This is a genomic window from Actinoplanes sp. ATCC 53533, assembly GCF_003947245.1.
Genome location: NZ_QHHV01000137.1, coordinates 23556 through 50545 on the forward strand (window position 1 = coordinate 23556; position 26990 = coordinate 50545).

26 protein-coding genes are annotated in these 26990 nt (G+C 72.6%); 11 read left to right on the forward strand and 15 right to left on the reverse strand.

Annotation, left to right across the window (positions count from 1 at the left end; translation table 11 throughout):
• Positions 1 to 96: 96 nt before the first annotated feature.
• Complete coding sequence (locus tag DMB66_RS38370; RefSeq protein ID WP_370320012.1) at positions 97 to 582, reverse strand: Lrp/AsnC family transcriptional regulator; 486 nt, start codon at positions 580 to 582, stop codon at positions 97 to 99.
• Between the two features lie 97 nt (positions 583 to 679).
• On the opposite strand from DMB66_RS38370, the gene DMB66_RS38375 reads away from it, so the two are divergent.
• From DMB66_RS38375 to DMB66_RS61655, 4 genes are all read left to right on the forward strand, one after another.
• Entirely contained in the window at positions 680 to 1255 is a 576-nt protein-coding gene (locus DMB66_RS38375; RefSeq protein WP_233625137.1) for an alpha/beta hydrolase, read from the forward strand.
• The gene (locus tag DMB66_RS38380; protein ID WP_125809041.1) at positions 1252 to 1593 is read left to right on the forward strand and encodes a hypothetical protein; all 342 of its coding nucleotides are present in this window, start codon (positions 1252 to 1254) and stop codon (positions 1591 to 1593) included. Before DMB66_RS38375 ends, DMB66_RS38380 begins: the two co-directional genes overlap by 4 nt.
• Positions 1594 to 1737: 144 nt before the next feature.
• Entirely contained in the window at positions 1738 to 2550 is an 813-nt protein-coding gene (locus DMB66_RS38385) for a phosphotransferase enzyme family protein (protein ID WP_125809042.1), read from the forward strand.
• Between the two features lie 13 nt (positions 2551 to 2563).
• Positions 2564 to 2737 (forward strand): hypothetical protein, encoded by a 174-nt coding sequence (locus DMB66_RS61655; RefSeq protein WP_158647509.1) that lies wholly within the window; start codon positions 2564 to 2566, stop codon positions 2735 to 2737.
• 34 nt (positions 2738 to 2771) lie between these two features.
• Here DMB66_RS61655 and DMB66_RS38395 read toward each other — a convergent pair whose 3' ends face one another.
• From DMB66_RS38395 to DMB66_RS38430, 8 genes are all read right to left on the reverse strand, one after another.
• Positions 2772 to 3584: an LLM class flavin-dependent oxidoreductase gene (locus DMB66_RS38395; RefSeq protein ID WP_125809043.1), complete on the reverse strand. Its 813-nt coding sequence runs from the start codon at positions 3582 to 3584 to the stop codon at positions 2772 to 2774.
• A gap of 10 nt (positions 3585 to 3594) precedes the next feature.
• Positions 3595 to 4233 carry a LysE family translocator gene (locus tag DMB66_RS38400; RefSeq protein WP_125809044.1) on the reverse strand — a complete coding sequence of 213 codons (639 nt, stop codon included), beginning with the start codon at positions 4231 to 4233 and terminating at the stop codon, positions 3595 to 3597.
• Positions 4234 to 4269: 36 nt separating this feature from the next.
• On the reverse strand, positions 4270 to 4611 hold the full coding sequence (locus DMB66_RS38405) for an anti-sigma factor antagonist (RefSeq protein WP_125809045.1): 342 nt from the start codon (positions 4609 to 4611) through the stop codon (positions 4270 to 4272).
• A gap of 91 nt (positions 4612 to 4702) precedes the next feature.
• On the reverse strand, positions 4703 to 5788 hold the full coding sequence (locus tag DMB66_RS38410) for a VWA domain-containing protein (RefSeq protein WP_125809046.1): 1086 nt from the start codon (positions 5786 to 5788) through the stop codon (positions 4703 to 4705).
• A complete protein-coding gene (locus tag DMB66_RS38415) occupies positions 5788 to 6756 on the reverse strand; it encodes a VWA domain-containing protein (protein WP_233625138.1) in 969 nt (322 codons plus the stop codon). Before DMB66_RS38415 ends, DMB66_RS38410 begins: the two co-directional genes overlap by 1 nt.
• Positions 6757 to 6758: 2 nt before the next feature.
• Positions 6759 to 7643 carry a DUF58 domain-containing protein gene (locus DMB66_RS38420; RefSeq protein WP_125809048.1) on the reverse strand — a complete coding sequence of 295 codons (885 nt, stop codon included), beginning with the start codon at positions 7641 to 7643 and terminating at the stop codon, positions 6759 to 6761.
• A 3-nt stretch (positions 7644 to 7646) separates the two neighbouring features.
• On the reverse strand, positions 7647 to 8687 hold the full coding sequence (locus DMB66_RS38425; protein WP_125809049.1) for a MoxR family ATPase: 1041 nt from the start codon (positions 8685 to 8687) through the stop codon (positions 7647 to 7649).
• Between the two features lie 36 nt (positions 8688 to 8723).
• Complete coding sequence (locus tag DMB66_RS38430) at positions 8724 to 9617, reverse strand: S1C family serine protease (RefSeq protein WP_125809050.1); 894 nt, start codon at positions 9615 to 9617, stop codon at positions 8724 to 8726.
• 91 nt (positions 9618 to 9708) lie between these two features.
• Between DMB66_RS38430 and DMB66_RS38435 the strand changes: the two genes are divergently transcribed.
• Positions 9709 to 10707, forward strand: a complete 999-nt coding sequence (locus tag DMB66_RS38435; protein WP_125809051.1) for a nitronate monooxygenase — start codon at positions 9709 to 9711, stop codon at positions 10705 to 10707.
• 154 nt (positions 10708 to 10861) lie between these two features.
• On the opposite strand, the gene DMB66_RS38440 is transcribed toward DMB66_RS38435, so the two are convergent.
• Entirely contained in the window at positions 10862 to 12214 is a 1353-nt protein-coding gene (locus tag DMB66_RS38440; RefSeq protein WP_125809052.1) for a sorbosone dehydrogenase family protein, read from the reverse strand.
• 171 nt (positions 12215 to 12385) lie between these two features.
• Here DMB66_RS38440 and rox point away from each other — a divergent pair, with 171 nt between their 5' ends.
• From rox to DMB66_RS38455, 3 genes are all read left to right on the forward strand, one after another.
• A complete protein-coding gene (gene rox, locus DMB66_RS38445) occupies positions 12386 to 13852 on the forward strand; it encodes a rifampin monooxygenase (protein WP_125809053.1) in 1467 nt (488 codons plus the stop codon).
• A 125-nt stretch (positions 13853 to 13977) separates the two neighbouring features.
• The gene (locus DMB66_RS38450; protein ID WP_125809054.1) at positions 13978 to 15402 is read left to right on the forward strand and encodes a PLP-dependent aminotransferase family protein; all 1425 of its coding nucleotides are present in this window, start codon (positions 13978 to 13980) and stop codon (positions 15400 to 15402) included.
• Between the two features lie 150 nt (positions 15403 to 15552).
• Positions 15553 to 16788: an MFS transporter gene (locus tag DMB66_RS38455; RefSeq protein WP_233625139.1), complete on the forward strand. Its 1236-nt coding sequence runs from the start codon at positions 15553 to 15555 to the stop codon at positions 16786 to 16788.
• Positions 16789 to 16815: 27 nt separating this feature from the next.
• On the opposite strand, the gene DMB66_RS38460 is transcribed toward DMB66_RS38455, so the two are convergent.
• Positions 16816 to 18057: an RNA polymerase sigma factor gene (locus DMB66_RS38460; RefSeq protein ID WP_125809056.1), complete on the reverse strand. Its 1242-nt coding sequence runs from the start codon at positions 18055 to 18057 to the stop codon at positions 16816 to 16818.
• The gene (locus DMB66_RS38465) at positions 18054 to 18377 is read right to left on the reverse strand and encodes a YciI family protein (RefSeq protein ID WP_125809057.1); all 324 of its coding nucleotides are present in this window, start codon (positions 18375 to 18377) and stop codon (positions 18054 to 18056) included. Before DMB66_RS38465 ends, DMB66_RS38460 begins: the two co-directional genes overlap by 4 nt.
• 146 nt (positions 18378 to 18523) lie before the next feature.
• Here DMB66_RS38465 and DMB66_RS38470 point away from each other — a divergent pair, with 146 nt between their 5' ends.
• Together DMB66_RS38470 and DMB66_RS38475 are read left to right on the forward strand one after the other, a co-directional pair.
• Positions 18524 to 19111, forward strand: a complete 588-nt coding sequence (locus DMB66_RS38470; protein ID WP_125809058.1) for a helix-turn-helix domain-containing protein — start codon at positions 18524 to 18526, stop codon at positions 19109 to 19111.
• Complete coding sequence (locus DMB66_RS38475) at positions 19108 to 20388, forward strand: MFS transporter (RefSeq protein WP_125809059.1); 1281 nt, start codon at positions 19108 to 19110, stop codon at positions 20386 to 20388. Before DMB66_RS38470 ends, DMB66_RS38475 begins: the two co-directional genes overlap by 4 nt.
• 54 nt (positions 20389 to 20442) lie before the next feature.
• On the opposite strand, the gene DMB66_RS38480 is transcribed toward DMB66_RS38475, so the two are convergent.
• The 3 genes from DMB66_RS38480 to DMB66_RS38490 are packed head-to-tail and all read right to left on the reverse strand — an operon-like array spanning position 20443 to position 24680.
• Positions 20443 to 22029: a deoxyguanosinetriphosphate triphosphohydrolase family protein gene (locus DMB66_RS38480; protein ID WP_158647510.1), complete on the reverse strand. Its 1587-nt coding sequence runs from the start codon at positions 22027 to 22029 to the stop codon at positions 20443 to 20445.
• Positions 22026 to 23105 carry a hypothetical protein gene (locus DMB66_RS38485; RefSeq protein ID WP_125809061.1) on the reverse strand — a complete coding sequence of 360 codons (1080 nt, stop codon included), beginning with the start codon at positions 23103 to 23105 and terminating at the stop codon, positions 22026 to 22028. Before DMB66_RS38485 ends, DMB66_RS38480 begins: the two co-directional genes overlap by 4 nt.
• Positions 23106 to 23132: 27 nt before the next feature.
• Positions 23133 to 24680: a hypothetical protein gene (locus DMB66_RS38490; protein ID WP_199752871.1), complete on the reverse strand. Its 1548-nt coding sequence runs from the start codon at positions 24678 to 24680 to the stop codon at positions 23133 to 23135.
• Positions 24681 to 24867: 187 nt separating this feature from the next.
• On the opposite strand from DMB66_RS38490, the gene DMB66_RS38495 reads away from it, so the two are divergent.
• Positions 24868 to 26958, forward strand: a complete 2091-nt coding sequence (locus DMB66_RS38495; protein WP_125809062.1) for a M14 family zinc carboxypeptidase — start codon at positions 24868 to 24870, stop codon at positions 26956 to 26958.
• The last annotated feature ends 32 nt before the right edge of the window (positions 26959 to 26990 follow it).

Sequence of the window (26990 nt, forward strand, 5' to 3'; positions counted from 1 at the left end):
ACGCTGGTACAGAACCTCGGCGCCTCAGGTTTCGCCCCGGCGCCCGAGCTCGTGCGGATCGAAGCCGTGACGCCTTCCAACGGGATACCGCCACGCTCAGGGGCGCTGCGGGCGGCCCGGTTCCATCGGCTTGGTCTGGTAGGTGCGCAGGACCAGCGAGGTGGTGACGGGCCCGAAGCGGGCGACGCTGTCGACGATGGCTTCGAGGCGCTCGGCGCTGGCGGCGTGCACGTCGAGCAGGAAGCAGTCCTCGCCGGTGAGCCGGTAGATGCTGACGATCTCGGGTAGCTGGGCGAAGTGGTCCAGGGACGCGGGGATGCGGGCGTGCGTGGTGCGCAACCGGACAACGGCGTGGATGCTCAGGCCGAGCCGGGTGGGGTCGACCACCGCCCGGTATCCGGTGATGACGCCGGACTGTTCCAGGCGTTTGATGCGGGCCGAAACGGCCGGTTGCGACAGGTTGATCCGCCGGCCGATCTCGGTGACGCCGAGGCGCCCGTCGGCCTGCAGCACGGACAAGATCGCATGGTCGACCGCATCCAATGAAACCGACGTCTCGCCTGTCATCGACCTTCCATCCATCGTCAGTGAGCGACTGTAGGCGATGGCCCGCACATACTGTCCCGCAGGCGGTGGACAGCTAGCGCCGGTAGCGAAGAAACGGGCGAAAATGCACTTTGTGGTTGTTCCCGGGGTCAACGGCTCCGGTGCGGATCATTGGCAGAGCAGGTGGCAGGCCAGGTGGGGAACGTCGGCATCCCGGATCTCGCCGTCGTCCTGGGACGAGCCGAACCTGGCCGACTGGTGCCAGGCGATCGATCGGGCCGTCACCGCCTTGCCGGCTGGAGTCGTCCTGGTCGCCCACAGCCTCGGATGTCTCGCCGCCACCCAGTGGGCCACCCGGCGTCGGCGAGACGTCGCCGGGATGTTCCTCGTGGCGCCGCCGGACCAGGAAGGGCCGAACTTCCCGGCCGACACCGCCCCGACGTTCACCGGGTTGACCGCGGTGCCTCTCGACGTGCCCGGCTTGATGGTCGTCAGCGACAATGACCTCTACTGCACCGCGGCCGCCGCGTGGCGGCTGGCCGCCGGCTGGAAGCTCGACTGCGTCAGCGCCGGCCGCGCCGGTCACCTCAACGCGGCGAGCGGCGTCGGCAGCTGGGACTTCGGGCATGCTCTGCTCACCGCGTTCACCGCCGGCACCGGTGCCCGCCACGCCGGGATCGATCATGGATTGGCAGGACGGAAGGCATGACCACACCCTCATTGGACGGCCGCCGGTTCGCCGCTGTCGCGAACGTCGGCGGCGAGATCGGCGCCGACACGGTCTTCGAGTATCGGGAACGCGACGGCGAGATCTGGGCGACCTACGACGGTGGCGCGGTGCGTCGTGGCTTCCTCGTCGGCACCCGAACCCACGACACGCTCGACATCCGTTATGTCCAGCTCAACACCAGCGGCGAGACGTCCAGCGGGCACTGCCGATCCACGATCGACACGTTGCCGGACGGGCGGCTGCGCCTCGACGAGAACTGGCAGTGGGAGTCACGCGCCGGCGGCGGCACCAGCGTGGTCGAAGAGCTCGCGCCCTGACCGCCACAGACGGTGGGAAGTCGGTGGCTCGTGGCAGGGTCGTGCTGCTTCACTGGCCCGGTGATCTCGGAATCGGCGGTGCGTTCCTGTCTGGCGAGGGTCTGGGGTTTGCCCCGGGTCCGGGTCGTTGTCCATGACGGTGGGATGAACTCGGCGACGTGGCTCGTCGATGACGGTGCCAGTCGGTGGGTGGCCAAGTCGGTGGTGCCCGGGTCACGCGACCAGTTCGTCGCGGGTTTGACGGTGGCCGGGCGGCTGCAGCGGGCGGGGATCCCGGCGGGTGCGCCGGTGCCCACGGTCGGCGGGCAGGACGTGGTCGCGGTAGGTGGCTACCCGCTGGCGTTGCTGAGCTGGGTCGCCGGGGACGCGCTTACCGGCGAGAGCGAGCGGGAGCAGCGGCTGATCGGGGTGACCCTGGCCCGGGTGCATCGGGCCTTGGCCGCGGAATCGATCGAGGGCGTCGCACGGTTCCACTGGGTTGATCCCGCGGCGGCGCATCTGGCGGTGCGGGGGTGGGTGCGACCGGCCGTCGCCGCAGCGGTCGAGGCTGTGGAAGCGCTGGGCCTGGAGACGTTGTCGTGGGGATTGCTGCACACTGATCCTGCCCCGGAGGCTTTCCGGCTGGACCCGGCGACGGGCGTTTGTGGGGTCATCGATTGGAGCGTCGCTCTGGCGGGGCCACTCCTGTATGACCTCGCCTCGGCGGTCATGTATGTCGGTGGCGCCGGGCGGGCCGGCGAACTGGTGGCGGCATACCTGGGTGAGGACGTGCTGACCCGTTCGGAGGTGGAGCGTGGCCTGTTGCCGATGCTGAGGTTCCGGTGGGCGGTTCAGGCGGACTACTTCGCCCGGCGGATCGTCGAGGATGACCTGACCGGCATCAGCGGGCCGCAGGAGAATGAGAAGGGCCTCGACGATGCCCGTCGGCGTCTGCGGCCCGACCTAGCCGCATCGTGAACCCGCCCCGGCGGTGCGCGAGCCGGAGTTGTTCGCGGCCTTCTGCTCGGGCAGCACCAGCGCGAACCGCAACTGGTCGGCGAACTCGCGCCAGCCCGAGTTCGCGAAGTACCCGGCGGCGTTCTGGCTGCGACCGTGCAGCAGGACGACCGCGGGGGCACCGGCCGGCGGCCCGGCGGGCCGGTAGACGTACCTGGACAGGTTGCCGGGATTCGAGCGCCTCAGGCCGGGCCGTCGCGGAGCACGCCTCGCACCTGGTCCAGCGTCACAGTCTCCGGCGCGAACTCCGTCAGCCACCAGGTGGCGCCCGCCTTGGCGTAGGGCGCCGGGTCGGTGCCGGGTGCGAGGCCGACCGCGATGTCGTAGGGCTCGGCCGGGCTCTCCCGCAGCTCGCTGATCGTGGTGGCGATCTCGGCGACCTGGTCCGGATGCTCGAGGTTGACCGGGAAGAAGCCGTCGAGGCGGGCGGCCCGGCGCAGCGGCTTGAGGTTGCCCGGGAATCCCGCGGCCCAGACCGGCACCCCGGGCCGCTGGACCGGTCGCGGCAGGAACCGCATGCCGTCCACGGTGTAGTGCTCGCCGTGGTGGTGGACCGGATCGCCCGACCAGGCCGCGGCCAGGATCGCGAGCGACTCGTCGAGCTGCTGGCCTCGCCGCCGGTCGTCGAGCTCCTCGCCGGTCGCGGACAGTTCGCCGCCGAATCGGTCGCTGCCGAGACCGACACCGAGAGTGAGGCGGCCGCCGCTGAGCCGGTCCAGCGTCGCGGTTTCCCTGGCGACCTTGGACGGCCGGCGGCGGGCAAGGGGTGTGACCATGGGGCCCAGCCTGATGGCTGCGGTGGCGGTGGCGATCGCGGCCAGCGTGATCCACGGGTCGGCCACCTGCCGGACCGGCGCCCGCCAGCTCAGGTGGTCCCAGACGAAGACGCCGTGCCAGCCGGCCGCCTCCGCCTCGGCGGCCAGACGCGCGACCGCACCCGGGTCGGCGAGATCATCGAAGATCGGCAGCCAGAGCGCCGACCGCAACCGGGCCATCGTCGACCACCTAGTCCTTGCGGCCGGTCGCGGCGACGGTGACGCCGAGGCCGATCATGGTGAGCCCGCCGATCCCGCCGACCAGCGCGAGCCGCCGCGGCGAGCGGGCGAACCAGCCCCGGGCCGTGGCCGCGGCCAGCCCCCACACGCTGTCGGAGGCCACCGCGATGACGTTGAAGACCAGTCCCAGCAGCAGCAGCTGAGCCGTGACGTGCCCCTGGCCGCGGTCGACGAACTGCGGCAGCACAGCGGCGAAGAACACGATGGTCTTGGGGTTGGCCACGCCGACCATGAAACCCTCGCCCAGGTTGCGCCAGCCGCCGTGGGCGACCCCCGCACCGGTGAACTCGGCGTGCAACGCCCCGCGTTGGCGCACCGCCTTGACGCCGAGATACACCAGGTATGCGGCGCCCACGAGCTTCAGGGCCGTGAAGACCAGGGCCGAGCGCTCCACGACGGCTCCGACGCCGAGTGCCACGGCGACGACGAGCGCGTAGGCGCCGAGCGTGTTACCCAGCACCGTGGTCAGGGCCGCCCGGCGGCCCTGCGCCAACGCCCGGCCGATGACGAACAGCACACTCGGCCCGGGCACGACGATCAGCAGGAAGGACAAGACCGCGAAACCGAGTAGCCGGTCGGTGGACACCATGGGTCTATGAGACCACGTGGACGAGCAGGCGCGAGGTCAGCCGGCCGGCTCCGGCAGAGCGGTGTGGCGCAGCCGCTGCCGTGGCACACCGGCGGCCGCGAGCCGGTCGGCGATGTCCTCCGACGGGTTGTCGAGGAAGACGGCGACCTGGTGGTCGTCGCCGAGCCCGCAGGCGGCGACGAACGTGCCCACGTTTATCGGGTCGATGTCGGCCACGTCCCGCAGCTCGAGGATCAGGCGCAGCGGCCGGGTGTGCCGCAGCGCGTGGACCAGGGTCTGCTGGAGATGGACGGCCTGGTCGGGACCGACCGTGCCGTGTGGTCGGATCTCAAGGCTGCCGTCGTCACGAGTGGCGATGTCGACGTCCCGGTCGGACATTGTGCGGCCTTCCGTAACCGGCTGTTGTTCGGGCGGTCAGATTACGGCGGCAGCCCCGGCAGGTCGAGCGATCCCGCGAGAATTCATCTCGTCACGGTGGGGTCACGACGGCCCGGCCCCGCCGCGCGCCGCCGGGCGAGCGGTTCCACCACAGCGACAGGCCCAGCCCGGCGAAGACCAGCAGGGTGCCGGCCAGCACGAACCAGGACGTGATCTCGACGTCCTGGCGGCGCAGCCCGATCTCGCCCGGCAGGTCGCCGAGCACGTCGCCGAGCTGCTCGGCGTCCTCGGCCGGGAAGTAGCGGCCGCCGGTCAGGTCGGCCACCTGGGTCAGCGCCTCCTCGTCGATCTGCTGGTTGCGCCCGCCACCGCCACCGAAGCCCTGCGGGTCCCGGCGCATCGTGGAACCGCCGCTGACCTGGTCCGGCGTGCAGACCATCTGGCCGGGCCGGGTCGTACCGAAGCCGATCGTGAAGACCCGCAGCCGGCGGGCCGCGGCCTGCTCGGCGGCGGTGACCGGGTCGACGCCCCGGCTGTTCGCGCCGTCGGTGAGCACCACGATGGTTTCCGGCTCGTAGTCGGTGACCGCCGATCCGGGCCCGCCGTCGCCGAGGTCGACGCCGGTGGCGGGCACGTCCGGGTTGATCTCGGCGACGGCGTCGATCGCGGTCAGGACCGCCTGGCCGATGGCCGTGCCGCGGGCGGTGGTCAGCGAGTCGATCGCCGCGAGCAGCGCGTCCTGGTCGGTGGTCGGCGGGACCAGCAGCGCGGCGATGCCGGAGAACGCGACCAGCCCGATGCGGGCCCCGTCCTGGTCCTCGACGAACTTGCGGGCCGCCGCGGTCGCGGCCGTCAGCCTGTTCGGCGCGACGTCGGTCGAGCACATCGAGCCGGAGACGTCGATGGCGAGCATGATCGTGCTCTCGTTCGACGGCACGGCCAGCGACGCCTGCGGGCGGGTGACGGCGCCGGCCAGGGCGAGCAGCCCGGTCAGGAACAGGATCACCGGGATCCGCCGCCGCCACTGGGAACGCCCGGGCAGCGCCGCCCGGATCAACGCGACGCTCGACACCCGCAGGGCCGCCCGCTTGCGGCGGCGGTTGGACCACCACCGGAAGATCAACAGCAACGGTACGAGCAGCAGCGCGGTCAGCGCCCAGGGCCAGCTGAGCGACATCAGACGATCCTCCCGTGCCAGCGAATCATCAGCAGCGCGCCGGCCGCGAGCAGCAGCAGGGCGAGCCCGGCGACCGGGCCGGTGAGCTCGACCGGCTCCTTCTTGCTGGTCACCCGCAGATCGATCGAGCGGGTCGACTCGGCCAGCGCACCGGGGTCACCGGCGGTCAGATAGCTGCCGCCGGTGGCGTCGGCGAGGCCGCGCAGCACCTGCTCGTTGAGCTTGGTGGCGAGTTGGTAGCCCTCGACCTCGACCGTGGCGCCGGCGGTGGTGCCGACGCCGACGGTCTGGATGCGCACCCCGGCGGCGGCGGCCAGGTCCGCGGCCGCCTCGGCCTGCTCCGGGCCGCCGGTGTCCTCGCCGTCGGAGAAGACCACGATGCTCGCCGAGCCCCAGTAGCCCAGGTCGGGCGGGGCGGCGCCGTCCTCGGGCAGGGCCACCGGCTTGCCGGTGATCGTGGTCAGCGAGGCCAGGATCGCCTGCGCCAGCGAGGTGCCGCCGGTCGCGGTCAGCCGGTTGATCGCGGCGAGCGCCGCCGCGTGGTCGTCGGTGGGCGCCTGGGTGGTCAGCGCCTGGTCGCCGAAGACGACCACGCCGATGTCCACCGTGTCCGGCTGCTCGGAGACGAAGCCGGTCGCGGCCGCCTGCGCGGCGGCCAGGCGGTTCGGCGCGACGTCCTTGGCCGCCATGCTGTTGGAGACGTCGAAGACCAGCACGACCGTGCCGGACACCCGGGGCACGTCGATGGTGGCCTGCGGCCGGGCCAGGCCGCCCAGCAGCAGCGGCAAGGCCGCCAGCAGCAACACGTACGGCAGGTGCCGGCGCACGGCGGCCCGCCGCGACCCGCCGGGACCGCCGACCCCGAAGGCGGCCAGGGCCTGGGTGCGGCGTCGCTGGATCCTCAGATACGCCCAGACGGCGGCGGCCGTGACGACCACGGCCACCACCAGCATGATCGGATATCGCATGCTCACCGCCGTCCCGACTGCAGCACCAGGTCGACCAGCGCCCGCAGCAGGTCCTGATCGGTGGTGATCCGGTGCGGGCGCACCCCGGCCCGGCGCATGCCGGCGGTGACGGCCTCCTCGTGGGCGCTGACCTGCTCGGCCAGCCGGCGGCGCAGCAGCGGGTCGCTGGAGTCGACGAGCAGTTGCTCGCCGGTCTCGGCGTCCTCGACCAGCACCAGCCCCACGTCGGGCAGGTCCAGCTCGGCCGGGTCCACGATCCGGACGGCCACCACCTCGTGCCGGTGGGTGAGCATGCCCAGCGCCCGGTCCCAGCCCGGGTCGCCGATGAAGTCCGAGACCACGAAGACCAGGCTGCGCCGCAGCGCCGTGGTCGACGCGGCCAGCCGGAGCATCGCCGCGAGGTCGGTGGTCGTGCCGGGCGGCGCGGCGGGTTGCGGCCGGGTGAGCTCGTGGGCCAGGCGCAGGATCTGGTTACGGCCGGTGCGCGGCGGGATCACCTGGTGCGCGCGGTTGTCGTACAGGATCGCGCCCACCCGGTTGCCGCCCTGGGTGAGCAGCCGGGCCAGGGCGACCACCAACTCGGCGGAGACCGAGTCCTTGCCGTGCCCGGCGGCGCCGAAGCGCATCGACGCCGAGCGGTCGAGCACCAGCCAGGCGGTCATCTCCCGGTCCTCGGTGTACTGCCGCACGAACGGCTCGTCCAGCCGCGCGGTGACGTTCCAGTCGATGTGCCGGACGTCGTCCTCGGGCGTGTAGGTGCGCAGGTCGGTGAAGTCGGTGCCGGCGCCGTGCCACAGCGTGCGGTAGGCACCCTGCAGGCGCCCGTCGAGGCGGCGGACCACCTGCCACTCCAGGCGGCGCAGCAATCGGTCGCTGGCGGTGGTCATCGCTCAGTGGCTCCGGCCCGCGGGATCCGGGATCGGCAGCGCCGCCAGGATCTTCTGCAGGACGGCGTCGGCCGTCACGTCGTCGGAGAGCGCTTCGTAGGACAGGACGAGCCGGTGCCGCAGGACGTCCAGGGCCAGGTCGGTCAGATCCTGGGGTACGACGTACTCGCGGCCCCGGATGTAGGCGAGCGCACGGGCGGCCAGCACCAGGCTGATCGAGGCGCGCGGGCTGGCGCCGAAGGTGACGTAACGGGCCAGGTCGGCCAGGCCCACCATGCCGGGTTGCCGGGTGGCGTTGGCGAGGCTGACCGCGTACTCGATCAGGGAGGGGTCGATGTAGACCCGGTCGGCCTCGGCCTGCATGGCGACCAGCGCCTCCGGGTCGATGATCCGGACGATCGCCGCGGCCGTGCCGATCGCCCGCTCGACCACGACGAACTCCTCGGTCGCGCTCGGGTAGCCGACCAGGACCTTCATCATGAACCGGTCGACCTGCGCCTCGGGCAGCGGATAGGTGCCCTCGGACTCGATCGGGTTCTGGGTGGCCATCACCAGGAACGGCAGCGGCACCCGGTGCGTCTCCCGGCCGATGGTGACCTGCTGCTCCTGCATCACCTCCAGCAGGGCGCTCTGCACCTTCGCCGGGGCCCGGTTGATCTCGTCGGCCAGCAGCAGGTTGGTGAACACCGGGCCCAGCGAGACCTGGAACTCCCCGGTCGGCTGGTGGTAGATCCGGGTGCCGAGGATGTCGGCGGGCACCAGGTCGGGGGTGAACTGCACCCGGTGGAACTGGCCGCCGATCGCCTCGGCCAGCGACTTGACCGCCAGCGTCTTGGCCAGCCCCGGCACGCCCTCGACCAGGATGTGCCCGCGGGCGAGCAGCGCGACCAGCAGCCGCTCGATCAGCACGTCCTGCCCGACGATCACCTTCTTGACCTCGTAGAGCACCTGCTCCACCGGGCCGGCGGGCGCCGCCGGCAGGCCGCCGGGTGACAGCCGACCGGCGTCCGTCCAGTCCTGACCGCCGCGTACCGGTGAGTTCATGAAGCCGTCCTTGAGAGTCGGGGCTGCTGGTGGGAGTCAGAGGGGTAGTGCTGGTCCGGTGCCTTCGCCGGCGCCGCCGAGCGCCGCGCCGATCGGCACGGCGAAGCCGACACCGATGAACGTGCCGGCCTCGGTCGGGTTGGCCAGGGCGACGATGACGCCGACGACCTCGCCCCTGGTGTTGATCAGCGGCCCGCCGGAGCTGCCCGGATTGACCGCCGCGTCGAACTGGATCAGCCCGGTGAGGTCGGCGGTCGTGCCCCGGCCCACCGAGCGGTCGAGGCCGGAGACGACCCCGGCGGTGGTGCTGTAGCGCAGGCCGAGCTGGTTGCCGATCGCGACCACGTCGTCACCCACGCCCAGCCCCGCGCCGCCGAGCACCGCGGGCACGACGATCTCCGGCAGCTTGGCGACCGTGAGCGTCGCGATGTCGCTGGCCGCCTCGGCGGTGGCGACCTTGGCCGCCGCCCGGGTGCCGTCGGCGAAGGTCACCTGGATCGCCGAGGCGCCCTGGACGACGTGCAGCGCGGTGAGCACCGTGCCGTCGGCGTTGACGATCACCCCCGTGCCGGTGGCGGCCTCGGCGGTGGCGGTGCCGCCCTCGACGCCCCGCCCGACCGCGGAGGAACCGCCGGTGGCCTGGATGAACACCACCGACGGCAGCAGCGTGTCGTAGACCTGCGGGACGGTCAGCGCCGTGGCCGAGGCCGAGGGGGCGGGCCGCGCGGTGACCGGTGCCGGTGCGGCGGCGGAGCCCCAGCGGAAGAAGATCGCGGCGGTCAGCGCCAGCGCGGCGACGACCGCCGCCCAGGGCAGCAGCCGGCGCGACCGGCCGCTGAGGTAGGTGCCCCAGGGCCGGCGGACGGGCCGATCGGGTGACGTGCCGGCCTCGCCCGGCTCGCTCCGGCCGTCCGTCAGGTCAATCACCATGCAGCCCAGGTTAGGTCGGATACCTCAAAGATCCATGGGAGCCGGCTGAGCGTGCCGACCATGCGCAAACCGGTGGTCCTACAGTGTCGGGATGCTGGACGAATGCGAACGATCCGTCGTCGTCGCGCCCATGGCCGGCGGGGTGTCCACGACCGCGCTGGTGCGGGCCGCCGCCGAGGCCGGGGCCGCGGCGTTCCTGCCCGCCGGCTACCTGACCCCGGAGGCCGTGCACCGCGACCTGCGGGAGCTGAGCGACACCGGCCGGCCTTACGGCCTCAACATCTTCGTGCCCTCGCGGTCCGCCGCCGACGTCACGGCGGTCGAGGCCTACCGCGCGCGCCTGGCGGCGGAGGCCGACCGGTACGGCGTCGAGCTGCCGGCGCCGCGCCTGCTCGACGACGACCACTTCGCGGCCAAGATCGAGCTGGCGGTGGCCGCGGCGCCGGCGTGGGTGAGCTTCACCTTCGGCATCCCGGATGCCGGCGTGGTCGAGGCCCTGCGCCGGGCCGGATCGACGGTGCTGGTCACCGTCACGGACGCCGGCGAGGCGCAGCAGGCCGTGGCGGCGGGGGCCGCCGTGGTCGTGGCTCAGGGCGGCAGCGCCGGCGGGCATTCCGCGACCACGCGTCCCGGCGGCTACCTCGGCGACCGCGGCACGGCGGAGGTGGTCCGCGAGGTGCGGGCGGCGGTGTCCGTGCCGGTGGTGGCGGCGGGCGGGGTGGGCAGCGCGGCGGACGTCCACGAGCTGCTCGCGGCCGGCGCGACGGCGGTCCAGGTCGGCACGATGTTCCTGCTCGCGGCCGAGGCGGGGACGCGGCCCGCGCACCGTGCGGCGCTGGGCGACGGCGGCGCGACGGTGGTGACCCGGGCGTTCACCGGGCAGCCGGCCCGGGCGCTGCGCAACCGCTTCACGGACGCGTACTCCGCGCACGCGCCGGTCGCCTATCCGGCGGTGCATCACCTGACCGCGCCGATCCGGGCCGCGGCGGCGCGGGCCGGCGACGCCGGCGCGCTCAACCTGTGGGCCGGGACCGCGTTCGGCCAGGCCCGGCCCGGCACCTGCCGCGAGATCCTCGACCGGCTGGGCTGAGGCCGCGCTCAGCCCGGCACCCTGCCGCGAGATCCTCGACCAGCTGGGCCGGGGCCGCGCTCAGCCCGGCACCAGCCGCGAGATCCTCGACCGGCTGGGCTGAGGCCGCGTAAAGCCCGGGGCCGGCCGCGAGATGCCCGCCGCGCGGCGGGCCTCAGGGTGCGGTGACGCGGTAGACGGCGCCGGCGAGGTCGTCGCTGACGTACAGGGCGCGGTCGGGGCCCTGCACGGCCATGACCGGCCGGCCCCAGCGCGAGCCGTCCTTGTTCTGGAACCCGGTGAGCAGCGTCTGCTGCGGGCCCAGGGTGCCGTCACGCCAGGCGAAGAACGACACCTCCGGCGGCCGGGGCGGGTTGCGGTTCCACGAGCCGTGGATGCCGACCAGGGCACCCGGCCCGTATGCGCCGGCCAGTCCCGGCGACGTGGCGAAGGACAGTCCCAGCGGCGCCGAGTGCGCGCCCATGCCCTGCTCGACCGGGGCCAGCGCCGTACAGTCGAGCTTTTTGCCGTCGGGGTTGGTCTCGAGGTCCCGCACGAGCGGCCGCCGGGTGTAGCTCTGCGGCGAGTCCTTCTCCCCCGGCTTCAGGTCGGGGTCCGGGTTGCAGTACGGCCAGCCGAGGTCGCGTCCCTGCTCGAGCCGGGCCAGCGGCTCAAGCGGGTGGTCGTTGACGTATGCCTGCAGGACCTCGCCCTTGTCGTCACCGTCGTGCGGGTACTGGATGTTGTCCCGGTGGTTGACCGCGGTCCACACCCCGCCGTCGGGATCGACCGCCAGCCCGGTGCCGTTGCGCACGCCGCGCGCGAAGACCGTGGGCTGCCCGCCGGCGGCCGGCACCCGCAGGATGGTGGCGCGCTCCGGCTTCGCCTCCCGGTCCTCGGCCGACACGTTGCCGCTCGAGCCGACCGAGATGTAGAGCGCGCCGTCCTCGCCGATCGCCACGCTCTTGAGCGCGTGGGCGTATTTGCCGCCCAGTTCGGGGCTCTTCGCGTCGGGCAGCCCGTCGACCACGACCTGCTTGCCCGTCAGCGTCCCGGCCTGGTAGGTGAAGCGGTCCACCTGGTCGCTCTCCGCCAGGTAGAGCGTGCTGCCGGTGAAGGCCAGCCCGTGCGGCTGGTTCAACCCGCTGACCAGGGTGCGCTGGGCCGGCGCGGCGTCGCCCCGGCCGGGGAGCAGCTCGACGACATCGCCGGACTTGGGCCGCGACACCAGCAGCCGCTGGTCCGGGGTCCAGGCCAGCAGCCGCGCGCCGGGCACCCGGGCCCAGACGGTGACCGTCCAGCCGGGTGGTGCCTGCACCTGCCGGTTGTCGTCGAACGGCGCATCGCCGGTGCCGGCGAGCGGGCGTACGGTCGTGGCCGCCAGCGCCGGCACCTCGGCCGAGCCCGAGGACGGCGGCACGGTCGACCGGATGCCGGCGGACTCGGGAGTGGCCGGCTCGTCGGCGGAGCACGCGGCCAGGGTGAGCGCCAGGCCGCCGGCCACCACCGCACGCAGGATCGTCTTCACCGGTGCATCTGTACCCCAAGTGTCCGGCTTGAGGCAAACAACAAATAAGGCAAGGAGGAGAACTCCTTGCCACTATCAACATATACCGCACCCCAGGGCTTGCGGCAAGACCCCGGTCGTGGCGCACACTCGTCGGCCGGGCGCAACATTCGGCACACCATGGGGGAACGCATGTTCGATGTGATCATCGCAGGCGGCGGGCCGACCGGCATGATGCTGGCGAGCGAATTACGGCTGCGGGGCGTCACCGTGCTCGTGCTGGAGAAGGAGGCCGAGCCGCCGCCGTTCGTGCGGTCGCTCGGGCTGCACGTGCGCAGTGTCGAGGTGATGGATCAGCGGGGGTTGCTGGAGAGGTTCCTCGAAAACGGCAAGCGGTATCCGATCCATCCCGGCGACATCCGGGGATTCTTCGCGGGCATCGAGAAGCCCGCTCCCGCCGGGCTGGACACCGCACACGGATACGTGCTCGGCATTCCGCAGACGCTCACCGACCGGCTGCTCGCCGAGCACGCGGCCGAGGTCGGCGCCGAGATCCGGCGCGGCTGTGCGGTGGTCGGGCTGGCGCAGGACGACGACGGCGTGACCGTCCACCTTGGAAACGGATCCGGGACGCCGGTGCGGGCGCGGTTCGTCGTCGGCTGCGACGGTGGGCGCAGCACGGTTCGGAAGCTGCTCGGGGTCGGATTCCCCGGCGAGCCGTCGAAAATCGACACGCTGCTGGGCGAGATGGAGGTGACGGCGTCCCCGGAGCACATCACCGAAGTGATGACCGCGGTGCGCAAGACCGAGAAACGGTTCGGGATCGGGCCGTCGGGCAAGCCGGGGGTGTTCCGGGCGGTCGTGCCGGCCGCGGACGTGGCCGAGGATCGTTCGGCGCCACCGACGCTCGAGGAGTTCACCCGACAGCTGCGCGAGTATGCCGGCACCGACTTCGGCGCGCACTCCCCCCGCTGGCTGTCGCGCTTCGGCGACGCGACCCGCCAGGCCGAGCGCTACCGGGTCGGGCGGGTGTTCCTGGCCGGCGACGCCGCCCACGTCCACCCGCCGATGGGCGGGCAGGGGCTCAATCTCGGGATCCAGGACTCGTTCAACCTGGGCTGGAAGCTGGCGGCGGCCATCAACGGCTGGGCACCGGGCGACCTGCTAGACAGCTACGAGTCCGAGCGGCACCCGGTGGCCGCCGACGTGCTGGACAACACCCGGGCACAGATGCAGCTGACGACCAACGAGCCCGGGCCGCAGGCGGTTCGGCGACTGTTGGCGCAGCTGATGGACTTCGACGACGTCAACCGGTTCCTGATCGAGAAGATCACGGCGATCAGCATCCGGTACGACTTCGGTGCGGGCCATGCCCTGCTCGGGCGGCGACTGCGCGACGTCCGGCTGAAGCACGGGCGCCTGTTCGAGCTGATGCGCACCGGCGGCGGGCTGCTGCTCGACCAGACGGGGCGGCTGTCGGTGCACGGCTGGGCCGACCGGGTCCACCACCTCGCCGACACCGGCGAAGAGCTGGACGTGCCGGCGGTGCTGCTCCGGCCGGACGGGCACGTCGCGTGGGTCGGCGAGGATCAGCAGACGCTCGACGTGGCGCTGACCAAGTGGTTCGGCGCCGCGGGAGCCCCTACGGCCGGGCACTGACCCCACCGACCAGCTCCGACGACCACAGCGGTGCCGAGGGCCGTGCGGATCGACGCTACAGAGGTAAAGTGGCACCACCCAAGCGCCGATTCGGGGCCAGCTGAGCAGACCAATTGTGGGAACCCGTGAGCTTCCAGGTGCACGTGGCGGGGTCGAGCGACCTCGTCGTCCAGGTCTACCGGCAGGTGCGGGAGGCGATCCTCGACGGACGGCTGCGCCCCGGCGAGCGGCTGCCGCCGACCCGGGAGCTGGCCCGCAGCGCGGCGGTGTCCCGCAACACCGTCTCCACGGCGTACGAGCGGTTGCTGGCCGAGGGCTTCATCACCGCGCGGGTCGGCTCCGGCACCTTCGTCGACGGCGCCGCGGCCGCCGGCCGTCCGGCCGGTGCCGCTCCCGGCGGCAGCCTGCGACCGCGGCGGGTCTGGCAGGACCTCCCCGGGCCCGGGCCGAAGCGACCGGTCCCCCGGTACGACCTGCGGGCCGGCGTCCCGGACGCGGCGCTGTTCCCGCTGCCGGCGTGGCGCCGCCTGGTGACCCGGGAGCTGCGCACCAGCACCATGACGGCGGGCAGTTATGCCGACCCGGCCGGCCACCCGGCGTTGCGCGCCGCGGTGGCCCGCTGGCTGGGCATCTCCCGGTCGGTCCGCACCGGGGCCGGCGACGTGCTGATCACCAACGGCGCCCAGCAGGCGCTCGACATCATCGGACGGGTGCTGGTGGAGCCGGGCGACGTCGTGGCGGTGGAGGAGCCCGGCTATCCGCCCGCCCGCCACCTGTTCCGGTCCCAGGGCGCCACTGTGGTGGGTGTGCCCGTGGACGCCGAGGGCCTGGTGGTCGACGCGCTGCCGCCGGCGGCCCGGATCGTCTACACCACGCCGTCGCACCAGTTTCCGATGGGCGTGCCGATGTCGCCGGCCCGGCGCGGCGAGCTGTTGTCCTGGGCCGAGCGGCACGACAGCGCCATCGTCGAGGACGACTACGACAGCGAGTTCCGCTTCGAGAAGCGGCCGCTGGAGCCGTTGCAGAGCCTCGACGCCGGCGGGCGCGTCATCTATGTCGGCTCCTTCTCCAAGACCATGCTGCCGGCGCTGCGCCTGGGCTTCCTGGTCACCCCGGCCACGCTGCGCCCGGCCATGCTGCTCGCCCGTCAGGTCAGCGACTGGCACGGCGACGCGTGCACCGAGGCGGCCCTGGCCGCGTTCATCGAGGAGGGCCTGTTCGCCCGGCACCTGCGCGCCGCGAGCCGGGTGTACGCCGAACGCCGCACCCTGCTGCTCGGCGCGCTGGACCGGGAGCTGGCCCGCTGGCTGGCACCGGTGTCCTCGGCGGCCGGGCTGCACCTGAGCGCCCACCTGCGCCCGGACATCGGGGTGGACGCCGCCACGGTCGTCGCCCGCGCCGAGCGGGCCGGGATCGCGGTGACCGGCCTGGCGGCCTTCTGCCTGGCGCCGCCGGAGCGCGACGGCCTGGTGATCGGCTACGGCTGCATCCCGACCGACCAGCTGCCCGCGGCGCTACGCCTGCTGGCCCGCTGCTTCAGGCCCGGCTGACTCTCCACAAGGGTCAGAGAAACCCAGGGTCGGAGAAGTCGCCTGGCGGCGGTTGGCCCCATCGAAGTGCCGCGAATTGGCACTTGTCGGCGAAACGGTGCCGATCGAAGAATGGTGCCGCCACAGCCACGTCACCCGAAGGCGGAGAGATTGAGCGCCGACACCGTCCCGGCCCGGATCGCCAGCACGCTGGCGCGCACCCACCTGGTCAACTCGATCGGCGACGGCGCCTTCTACGTCACGTTCGCGCTGTACTTCACCCACGTCGTCGGGCTGTCCGCGACGCGCTTCGGGCTGGGCATGTCGCTGGCCTGGACCGCCGGGCTGGTCGCCGGCATGCCGCTGGGCCACCTCGCCGACCGGATCGGTCCCCGCCGCGCCGCGATCGCCCTGGCGGCGGGCACGGCGGTCGCGGTGGCGATGCTGCCGGCCGCACACAGCTTCCCCGCCTTCCTGGTGGTGATCTGCGCGTACGGCGTCTGCCAGTCGGGGCTGATCGCCGCCCGGCAGGCGCTGCTGACCCGGCTGGTCGAGCCCGCCGAGCGCACCCGGGTCCGGGCCCGGCTGCAGTCGCGGATCAACGGCGGGCTGGCGCTCGGCTCGGTCGTCGGCGCGGTCGCCCTCGCGCTGGACACCCGCGAGGCGTACCTGGCGGTGCTGGCCCTCGACGCGGTCGCGTTCGGCGTGGCCGCGTTCCTGCTGAGCCGGCTGCCGGCGGGCCCGGCGCCGGCACCGGCGCCCGAGGCCGAACGGGCGCTGACCGTCCTGCGTGATCGCCCGTACGCGGTGCTGACCCTGCTGAACGCCGTGATGCTGCTCTACATGCCGCTGCTGAGCCTGGTGCTGCCGCTGTGGATCGTGGCGGCCACCGCGGCACCGGCCTGGATGGCCGCGGCGGTGCTGGCGCTCAACACGGTAAGCGTGCTGCTGTTCCAGGTCCGGGTGGCCCGCCGGGTCATCGACGTGCCGTCGGCCGCGCGCACCGTCCGGACCGCCGGGCTGGTGATGCTCGCCGCCTGCGCCGTCTTCGCCGGCACGGCCGGCACCGCCTCGCCTTGGCTCGCCTGCGCGGCTCTCGTGACGGCCGCGCTGCTGCAGGTGCTCGCCGAGATGCTGCAGGCGGCCGGGAGCTGGGAGCTCAGCTTCGGGCTGGCCCCGGCCGGGCGGCACGGCCTCTACCAGGGCATGTACAACAGCGGCATCCCGCTGGCCCGCATCCTCGGCCCGGCCGCCCTGACCGGGCTGATCCTCGGGTACGGCGCGGCGGGCTGGCTCGTCCTCGGCGCGCTGATCGCGGCGGCCGCCGTGGCCACCGTTCCCGTGGCGCGCTGGGCGGCCCGGCACCGCCCGGGCTCCCCCGCCATCCCGGTCGCGCCGGTCGCCTGAGGCGACCGGCGCGCGGGCTTCGCCGCACTACCCCAGCTGGTCGCGGCGGCGGGTCAGGGCGGCGGTCTCGGCGGTGTTGCCCGCCAGCTCGATGGCTCTGCCGTACGCCGCCCGCGCTTGCTGGCCGAGGCCGAGCCGGCGCAGCAGGTCGGCGCGGGTCGCGTGGTAGGCGTGGTAGCCGGCCAGCTGGTCGGCCAGGCGGTCGACGGCTGCCAGCGCCACCTCGGGGCCGTCGAGCTCGGCGGCCGCGATGGCCCGGTTGAGGGCGACGATCGGCGACGGATCGATCCGGATGAGCTGGTCGTAGAGGGCGACGATCTGCGACCAGTCGGTGTCGCGGACGTGGCGGGCGGAGGTGTGCACGGCGTTGATCGCCGCGAGGATCTGGTAGCGGCCCGGCGCCGCCCCGGTGGCGGCAGCGGCGAGGCGCTCGCGCACCAGCCGATGACCCTCGGCGATCATGGCCGCGTCCCAGGCCCCGCGGTCCTGCGCGTCGAGGGGGACCAGTTCGCCGCGCGCCGACACCCGGACGGCGCGGCGGGCCTCGGTGAGCAGCATCAGCGCCAGCAGCCCGGCCACCTCACCGTCGGCCGGCAGGAGGGCGCGGATCAGGCGGGTGAGCCGGAGCGCCTCGGCGGTCAGGTCGTGCCGGACGGGATCGGTGCCGGGGCCGGTCGCCAGGTAGCCCTCGTTGAAGACGAGGAACAGCACGGCGAGCACGCCGGAGACGCGGGCCGGGAGATCCGCCGCGGCCGGCACCCGATAGGGGATGCGGGCCGCCTTGATCTTGGCCTTCGCCCGGGTGATCCGCTGCCCCATGGCGGTCTCCTGCACCAGGAAGGCGCGGGCGATCTCCGGCACGGTCAGCCCACCGACCAGGCGCAGCGTCAGCGCCACGCGGGCCTCCATGGCGAGCGCCGGGTGACAGCAGGTGAAGATCAGCCGGAGCCGCTCGTCATCGATGGCACCGGGCGGGTCGGGCGGGTCGTCGTCGCGCACCAGCTGAGCCTGCTTGTGCTTGTCGTCGCGCTTGCTCTCGCGCCGGATCCGGTCGATGGCCTTGCGGTTGGCGGTGGTGGTCAGCCAGGCGCCGGGGTTGGGGGGTACGCCGTCGGCCGGCCACCGTTCGACGGCGGTCGCGAACGCCTCGGCGGCCGCCTCCTCGGCGATGTCGAGGTCGCCGAAACGTCTGGTCAGGGCGGCGACCACCCGGGCCCACTCCCGGTGGTGCGCCTGCGTGATCGCCGCCCGGACGTCGGCCTCGCTCATCGGAACGGCCGCACCTCGACCTTGCGGTTGCAGGCCTTCGAACCCTCGGCGGCGAGGTTGAGCGCCACGTCGAGGTCGGGAGCCTCGATGATCCAGAAGCCGATGAGGAACTCCTTCGACTCCACGAAGGGCCCGTCGGTGAACAGAGCCTCGCCGCCGCGGCTGTCGATCACGGTGGCCGTGCCGGGCCCGCCGAGGCCGCCGGCGAAGACCCAGTAACCCTCGGCCTGGAGCCGGTCGTTGAACACGTCGATAGCGGCCCGCTCGGCCGGGGAGGCGAGGTCGGTCGAGTCGGTGATCACGGAAACCAGAAACTGCATCTGACGATCATCTCCTGTCGTTCGGGACTCCACCGATTCTGCTCGGGCGTGGCCGACGCCGCCCGGCCGGACTTCCGCCAGGAACTGTCGGCAAGCTTGCAGAGATTTCTCTGCAGAAATGTCTCTGCATAGGCTACCGTCAGCACATGACCGATCCCCAGCAAGACCGTCACGTCACCGATCCCGCCGACCTCAAGGCCGTGGCCCACCCGCTGCGGGTGCAGATGCTCGCGCTGCTGCGGCGGCATGGGCCGGCGACCGCCACCGAGCTGGCCCAGCGGCTGCACACCGAGACCGGGTCCACCAGCTACCACCTGCGCATCCTCGCCAAGCACGGCTTCGTCGCCGAGGCGCCGGCCGACCCGGAAGGGCGCCGACATCCCCGGGAGCGCCGCTGGGCGGCCGTGCACCGCACGACCGGCTGGAGCAACACCCAACTCGCGGCGACCGACGCCGGGCGGGAAGCGGTGGCCATGATGCGCCGCCGGCAGGTCGAGGTCCTCATCGGCGACGTCGAGCGCTTCGAGACCGAGCAGGACCGGCTGGCGCCGGCCTGGGTCGAGGCCGCGGGCATCGGCGACCTTCTGGTACGGCTGACCGAGGCGTCCATGACCGAGCTGTGGGACCGCTTCTACGCCCACCTCGACGAACTGCGGGCGCGCGACTCCGACGACCCGGCGACCGCCGTCGTCTCCATCGTGGTGGCCGGGTTCCCCCGCGCCGCGGACCGATGACCGGCAACGCGGCCGCGCGCCGCTACGCCCTGCTGAGTTTCCTGCTCTGGCTGCCGGCCGGGCTCTACCTCGTCCCGCTGGTCCTGCTGATGCTCGACCGCGGCCTGCCGGTGGCCACGATCGCGGTCGTCGGCGTGGTCTACGGGCTCACCATCGCGGTCCTCGAACTGCCCACCGGCGGGCTGGCCGACGTCCTCGGGCGCCGGCCCGTGCTGATCGCCTCGGCGGTGGCCGGCGCCGCCGGTCTGCTGCTGCTCGGCCTCGCCGAGACCGTCGCGCTGTTCCTGGCCTCCGCCGTGCTGCGCGGCGCCGCCCGGGCCCTGTCCACCGGGCCGTTGGAGGCCTGGTACGTCGACACCGTCCACGCGGAGCTCGGCCGGGACGCCGACCTGACCGCCGGCCTGGCCCGCGGCGAGGTCGCCGCTTCCCTGGCCCTGAGCGCCGGCACCCTGGTCGGCGGGCTGCTGCCGCTGGCCCTGGGCGGCGTCGCCGGGCTGCCGGCGCTGGCCGTGCCGGTGCTGCTGGCCGCCGGCGCGGAGGCGCTGCGCGGGCTGCTCACCGTCCGGCTGCCCGAGCCGCCGCATCCGCGGCCGGCCCTGGCCGCCGTGCTGCGCGGCGTGCCGGCCACCGTCGCCGCCGGGCTGCGGGTGGCGGGCCGCGACCGCGCCCTGACCCGGGTGCTGCTGGCCGCCGGCGGGGCGGGCATCGCGCTGGGCACCATCGAGCTGCTCACGCCCGCCTGGCTGGCCGGGCTCTCGTCCGGCCCGCGCGCCGCCGCCACCTACGCGGTGGTCGCGGCGGCGGGATTCGGCGCGGACGCGATCGGCGGGATGCTGGCCGTCGCCGCGGTGCGGCACTTCGGGTCGCACGCCCGGGCCGCGATGGCCGGCTGGGGCGTGTCGGCGCTGGCCCTGGCCGGGCTCGCGGGCTGCGCGCTGCTGTCCGGGACGGCGGCCATGGTGTTCGCCGGGGTGGCCTACTGCGTGCTGTTCATCGGGCTCGGCGCCGGCTTCCCGGCCCAGGCCCACCTGCTGCACGAACGGGTCGAGCCGGGCGAGCGCGCCACGGTCCTGTCCGTGCAGTCCCTGCTGATGCAGGCCGTCGGCGCGGTGGTCATCCCGGTGATCGGCTGGCAGGCCACCCGGAACGGCATCGAGGTGGGCTACGCCATCGCCGCGGTCGCCCTGCTCGCCTCGGCCGGGCTCTTCCTGCGCCTGCGGGCGGCGCCGCGGATCGCCGCCGAGGCACCCGCGAGAGCGTTCGGGGCCCTCACATAGACGCATGCGAACGTTTCGCAGAAACAGCAACCCGGATCGACCTGCCCGTCGCGTCTAGAAGACGAAGAACGTGTTGCCGATACCTCGCTCGCCGGATCCCGCCAGCGTTCTCGACAGCGTCAGCAATTGGGCGTCGGTCAACGACGATACGTAGTCGAGAATCGCACGGCGGCCGCTGGTCGGAGAATCCGGCATGCCTTCCCGGTATTCGTACAAGGTTCTCGGCAACCGCCGCGGGTCTCGTTCCGACCACTCCAGCAGCCGGGCCACGGTGTCTCGCAGGACGCGGGTCTGGCCGAGCTGGCTCAGCGCCAGTTCGGCGCGGGCGATCACGAACTTGCGGGTCAGCCATTTGAGCACCTGCACCTCGTGCCAATGGTCGTCCCTCAGCCTGGCCGTGACGGCCTCGTGCGGGCCGTTCGGCCCGGCTGTGATGCCGCGGACGTAGGAGTCGGTCCGGGCGGCGAATGCGGAACGGATCATCGTGTACGCGGTTCGCGAACCGTTGAAATGGCGCAGCATGGTGTATTCGATGAGCACGAGCACCTTCTCGGCCGCGAGCGCCAGGTGTCCGTCTCTGTGCCGGGACGGAAAGTCGCGCTTCAGCCTCAGGTCCAGCGCTTCCAGCTCGTGAAAGTCCTCGGCTACCGGGACGTGGGCGGTCGTGTTTCGCCGGGCGCCCAGAAAGTCGCCGAGCACGGCGACGATCTGGTTACGGGGGAACGACCCGGCGCAGTAGAAGTCCTCGAGGTCGTGCAGCGCGTAGGTGATGTCGTCGGCCGTGTCCATGATCGACGCTTCGAGAGTCTGGGCTTCCGGGGCGACGGGCACGGCTGCTCTCACGTTGTCGAAGGTGAGCTTGTCGGACTCGTAGGCGTTGAACTTGCGCCATTTCACGCTGTCCGGGTCCTCGTCGCGCAGCCACGGGTATTTGATGACCGCGGCCAGGGTGGCCGCCGTGAGGTTGAGCCCGGGGTGATGCTGGAACCGGCTCTCCAGCCGGCTGAGAACCCGGAAGCTCTGCGCGTTCCCCTCGAAACCGTTCGGCAGATCCATCTGCTCGCGGGCGTACACGTCGAGAGCTTGCTCGCCCGCGTGGCCGAAGGGGGGATGCCCGACATCGTGCGCCAGGCAGGCCGCCTCGACGACGTCCGCATCGAGCCCGCCGCCGGCCGCGATGACGGCTTCATCGGTTCGCGAGGCGAGCTGGTCGGCGATCCTCCTGCCGACCTGACCGACCTTGATGGAGTGGGTCAGCCTGCTGTGCATGAGGTGGCCGGAATAGTCGGGGCTGACGATCTGCGTGACGCCCGCGAGCCTGTGCAGCGCGGGAGAATGCAGCACCCGGTCGCGATCGAGACGCGCCTCGGTGCGGATGTCGTTCGGGCGCTTCTCCGCACGCGCGCGCGAGTCGCGGCCGGTCGAGGGCGCGGGGCCGTGCTCCCCGTTCTCCTGGGTGGTCACGCAGCTGTCGACGGTCAGTCGGATCTGCTCCCAGTGAATGAGATCCCACAGTTCGGCGGCGACGTTGAGCTTGCTGGTGTGTGCCCGCGCCCCGACCTTCTGCAGGAGATCTTCGATGCCGATCAGCCGGTGGGCGTGCACCGTTTCAAGGATGAGTTCGGCCAGCCTGTTCGTCACGTCTTGCCTCCTGGCTGCGCACCGGCCGACAGCTTGACCGGTAATGGTTCGGGCGGAGCCGGCGATTCCTTGCTCGGCAGGTGGGCGAGGATCTGCTGCGCGCGGTCGTCCGCGACGCGGGTGACCAGCTGCTGAGCTATGCCGAAGACGAGCGCGTAGGCGAGGATCTGCCGTTGGTTGTCGAGGTTGGAGAGTCCGGGGACGAAGGCTCCGGACAGGAGCAGGACTCCGATGATCGCGCTGAGCGCGCCGGCCGGGACCTTGAGGACGGCCAGCGCCGTGGAGACCGGGTAGGGCGTCGACGAGCCGCGGAGATTGCGGATGCCGACGGTCGCTCCCACGAGGCCACCGACCGCGCCGAGGCCCGCGACGATCAGGATGTCGCCGCCGGTGGGCTCCTGACGGTCACCGCTCGGGCACACACTCATCAGCTGTGGCACCGGCTGCTGCGCGATTTCCGAGGTGGTCACGCCCGGCTCGAAGCACAGCGGAATGGCGGCCGGAGAGAGCGCCACCGCGGCCACCAGGATGCCGGTGAGCAAGGCGATGGCCATCGCCGTGAGCAGGAGGATGTTGCGGAAGTCCCGCAGCCGGATGTATTCCTCGTCCGCCGCGTCGTACACCGTCTCCATCGCCTGCTTCAGGGCCGCTCGCCGTTGCTTGCGGCGGCTGCGACGCAGGAGCTCCTCCGCTTCCAAACGGCGCGGATCGTTGCGGTCGAGCACCATGGCCAGGCGGGTGGTGACGTCGGGCACCACGGCCTCGAACTCGGGGCCGGGCAGCAGGTCGACGAGGAAGATCTTCGCGGCGTGCAGATGCATGTAGGCGCTCTCGACGGAGGTGCCTCGCCACTTGTCCCGCAACCCGCGGCGCTTGAGCTTCGAACGGCATCGGCAGGCCTCGCGCGCCCGGGTCAGGTGGCGTTCGACGGCTGCCTTGCTGACAGCCTCCGGTCCGGTCAGGGCATCGGCCGTCGCGGCACGCATGCGGTGCTCGATCCGGTCGGCCTCGACGGAGACCTGCACCGCCCACGGCTCGGGCCACGGCGGCGGGACTTGGGGCGCTGGCTGGTTCATCGGGTCTCCACGGCGGGGGCGGGCCGGTCAGAACGGGACAGCGGCGCGGATGAGATCGAGGACCTCGTCCGCCCAGCCGAACACCGACAGGGTGGAGTCGATGTTCTGCGGCGGCCGGGTGACCAGAGTGTCCCGCCGCAGCAGCCGGCCGAAATCGACGGTGACCGGCTCGATGCGCGGCGCGCCGAGGGGCGACCGGAACTCGACCCCGGCCTGCCGCATCACGGTGATGAGCTCCTGGGCGATGATGCCGGCGCCGGTGACGGTGGGGTGGATGCCGTCCAGGGAGAACAAGCCGCCCGTCGCGCGGCCACCGTTGCCGTCGGCGGTCAGGAAACCCGAGGTGTACGGCGGCGTCAGCGCGGCCAGGTCCGCGGGCAGCGGGTAGGGCCGCCACCAGTCCGGCCGGGCCGTCACATCGGTGAGATAGCGACGGTCGGCGAGCCGGTCCAGGACGCCGGCCGTGTCGAGCAGGTACCAGTCCTCGCCGCCGGTGCGGGCTTCCCGGACGACGTCGGTGATCGCGTCGTTGTACTGGTCGACCGCGCTGTCCACGGCGCGCGCCTCGGCCGCGGTGATGTGCGGATCGCGGCCGGGGTCGAAGTCACGGTCGCTGATCCACGGCCGGGTGTAGTAGGGGAAGTACCGCGACCCGGGCTCGATCTTGCCGCCGGTGCCGCGGCAGATCGGGGCGATGGTGACATGCGGGACCGTGCACCAGATGACGTGCCGGGCCCCGATCCCCCGGACCCGGGCGGCCACCTCGGCCAGTTCCGCGGCGAAGTGCAGCGGGCGCCACACGGTGTAGGCGCCCTTACCGTCGAGGTCGCGGTAGTTGTCGCCGCTCCAGACGACCTTCAATTCGCTGACCGCGCCGAGGGCGTTGTTCGCTCCGAGGAAGACGACCAGGGTCTCGATGCCGCCCTCGCCGAGCTCGGCGGCCAGGTCGAAGACGGTCCGGTCGCGGCCGGTCTCCGGCTGGGTGGGGTAGATGCGCAGCGCGGCGCGTTCGGAGTCGTTCTCGATCCGCTGGTTCACCCAGTCGTCCGCCGGGTCGCCCAGCCGGGACAGCAGGCGGGCGGCGGTCTGGCTCAGCGCGTCGCGCAGGTCCCAGCCGTACATGGCGAGGTTGTGCGGGATACTCGTGGTCGTGGGCAGGGCCGAGCCGGGGCCGCGCTCCCAGTAGTCCTCGCCGCCGTCCATCCACTGCCGTGCGGTGAACAGCGCGGCGGGGACCTCCCACCAGTCGACCTCGTCGCCGTGCTGGTCCTGCAGGACGCGAAGAAACAGCTCGATGTTGAACGGCAGGCCGCCGGGGCCGCCGTAGGTCGGGTACCGGAAGGAGTCGAGGCAGCCGAGCTCGTAGGCGACGATGGCGGGCGCGGACAGGCCGGTCTGATAGACGGCGCCGCTCTGCATGCCGTGCAGCAGCGAGTCCCCGATGGTGACCAACCGGTGCTTCGGAGGTGGGACGTCGCCGAGGCCGGCCGCGACGTCGATGCCGAGGGTGGGGTCCTCGACCGGGGTGCGCGCCTGATCGGTGATGTCGACGTCGGGAGGCAGGGGTGCGGGCATGACGGCAGTCCTTCCAGAAACGGATACCCCCATGGTCGATTTCGCGGCGCCCTTCCGCGTCTGCGAAATGCGGTCAACAAAGGCACCGGGGTACGCCGTACGGCGTAGGCGAATTTCCGTGGAGTTGACATCGGTCGATTGATGGACTGCTCTGGAATCACCATCCTTCGATGTCGCAGGAGGCTCGATGTCATCCCGACGCCGCTGGGCGGCCACCGCCGCCACCGCCGTACTGACAGTCGGACTACTCACCCATCCCGGTGCGAGCGCCGCCGCACCACCCGCCACCCCGGCCGCCGGTGCGGTGGTCGCGCCGGCCGCCGGCGAGACCGCCCTGATCCGCTTCCGGTTGCCGGACGAGGCCGCGTTCCACGACCTGGTCGCCTCCGGTGCCGACGTCGCGACCCGGCCACGGAGCACGAACGGGCAGGTCATGGCCGATGTCGTGGTGACCTCCGCCGAGTTCGCCGCGCTGACGGCGCGCGGCGCGGTCGCCGTACAGGTGATCCAGACCGAGGCCGACGGCGCCCGCCGGCTCGCCGAGCGCCGGGGCACGGCCCGGGCCGCCGGCGCGGACACCCTGCAGTTCCTGCAGGCGTACTGGTGGAGCAGCGGCGGGCGGACCTTCCTGCAGACGCAGGTCGCCACGTCGGCCTCCGACGACCCGGACGTCGAGATCACGGTGACCTGGACGACCGCCGACGGCACCACCGGCAGCTACCCGCTGTACCGGTTCGAGGACGCCGGCGAATACCAGTACCACGTGCAGGTGCCGCAGCGGCTGCCCGCGCAGCCGGTCAAGGTGAGCGCGGTCTCCAGCCTCGGCGGGCAGTCGCGGGTGATCACCCCGGCGGCCTGGCCGAACGCGACCCCGCCCGCGCTGCCGAGCGGATACCAGAAGGACTTCATCGACGCGTACCTGACGCCGACCGACCTGCGGGCGCGGATCCAGCGGCTGGGCCGGCAGTACCGCGGCCTGGTCGACGTGGTCAACCTGCCGAACAAGACCCAGGGCTACCGCCGTACGGCCGCGGCCTACCTCGGTGACCCCGCCGCCGCGGCCGTCGTGGTGGAGTCGGTGAAGTTCGGCGACCAGGGCCTGAACGGCGTCCAGGTGCGCACTGTGGACCCCGGGCGGGCGAACCGGCCGCTCGGTGCGGCGTACCGGGACCGGGTCTTGACCGTCTCGCTGGCCACCGACGCCGGCGGCAAGGTGATCAGCACGACCGACGACGTGGCCGCCTTCATCACCGCGCGGTACCCGCAGCGCTTCACCGCCTTCGTCGAGGACGGTTCCGCGGGCCTGCCGATGCCGGTCGCCGGCCCGGCGCGCCTCGACGACGGACTGCGGGGCACCGAGGTCTCCCGGCGGCCGTGGACGGTGCAGGCACTGCGGATCGGCGCGGTCCGCGACGGCTCGAAGGTGGGCGTGCTGGCCTACAGCCAGGAGCACGCCCGGGAGTGGGCGACGCCGTTGGTGACCATGGAGTTCGCCGAGCGCCTGCTGGCCAACTACCGGACCGACCCGGCGACCCGCGAGCTGCTGAACTCGGTCGAGGTCTTCGTCATCCCCACGGTCAACCCGGACGGCGCGAACTACTCGTTCAACGACTTCAACTTCCAACGCAAGAACCTGGTCAACCACTGTACGGGCGCGGCCCGCGACCCCCGCCTGCGCGACCAGTGGGGTGTCGACGTGAACCGCAACTACACGGTCGGCTCCCTGTTCGACGGCTACGTCGGCGGCAGCACCAACTGTCTGTCGGGGGTGTATTCGGGCACGGGTGAGCTGTCCGAGGCGGAGAGCGGCAACGTGGTCGCGTTCGCGAAGGCCCACCGGAACATCAAGTACTCGCTGAACGTGCACAGTTACGGCGGCTACTTCATGTGGTCGCCGGGGGCGTACAAGGCGGCGGGCCGGGTCACCCTGCCCCGCCCGTCGATCGACGAGTCGAAGTACTTCCAGGACAGCGCCCGCCGCATCATCGGTGCCATCGGCGCCGGGCGCGGGACGGTGACCTGGCCGGCGTACACCGGCCCGGTCGCCGACGTGCTGTACTCGGCGGCGGGCAACTCCGCCGACCAGCTCTACTACGACCTCGGCATCGTCGCCTGGAACTTCGAGATCGGCAACGACCTCTGGAACGAGCAGACCCAGCAGTGGGAAGGGGTGGGCTTCCAGCCGCCCTTCGCCGAGGCGCACGCCGAGTCCCAGGAATACGCCGACGGCCTGCTCGAACTGGTCCGCATCGCCCGCGACAGCGCGGCGACCGGCTAGGGCGGTGCGCCAGGTGACGATGGCGGGCCGCG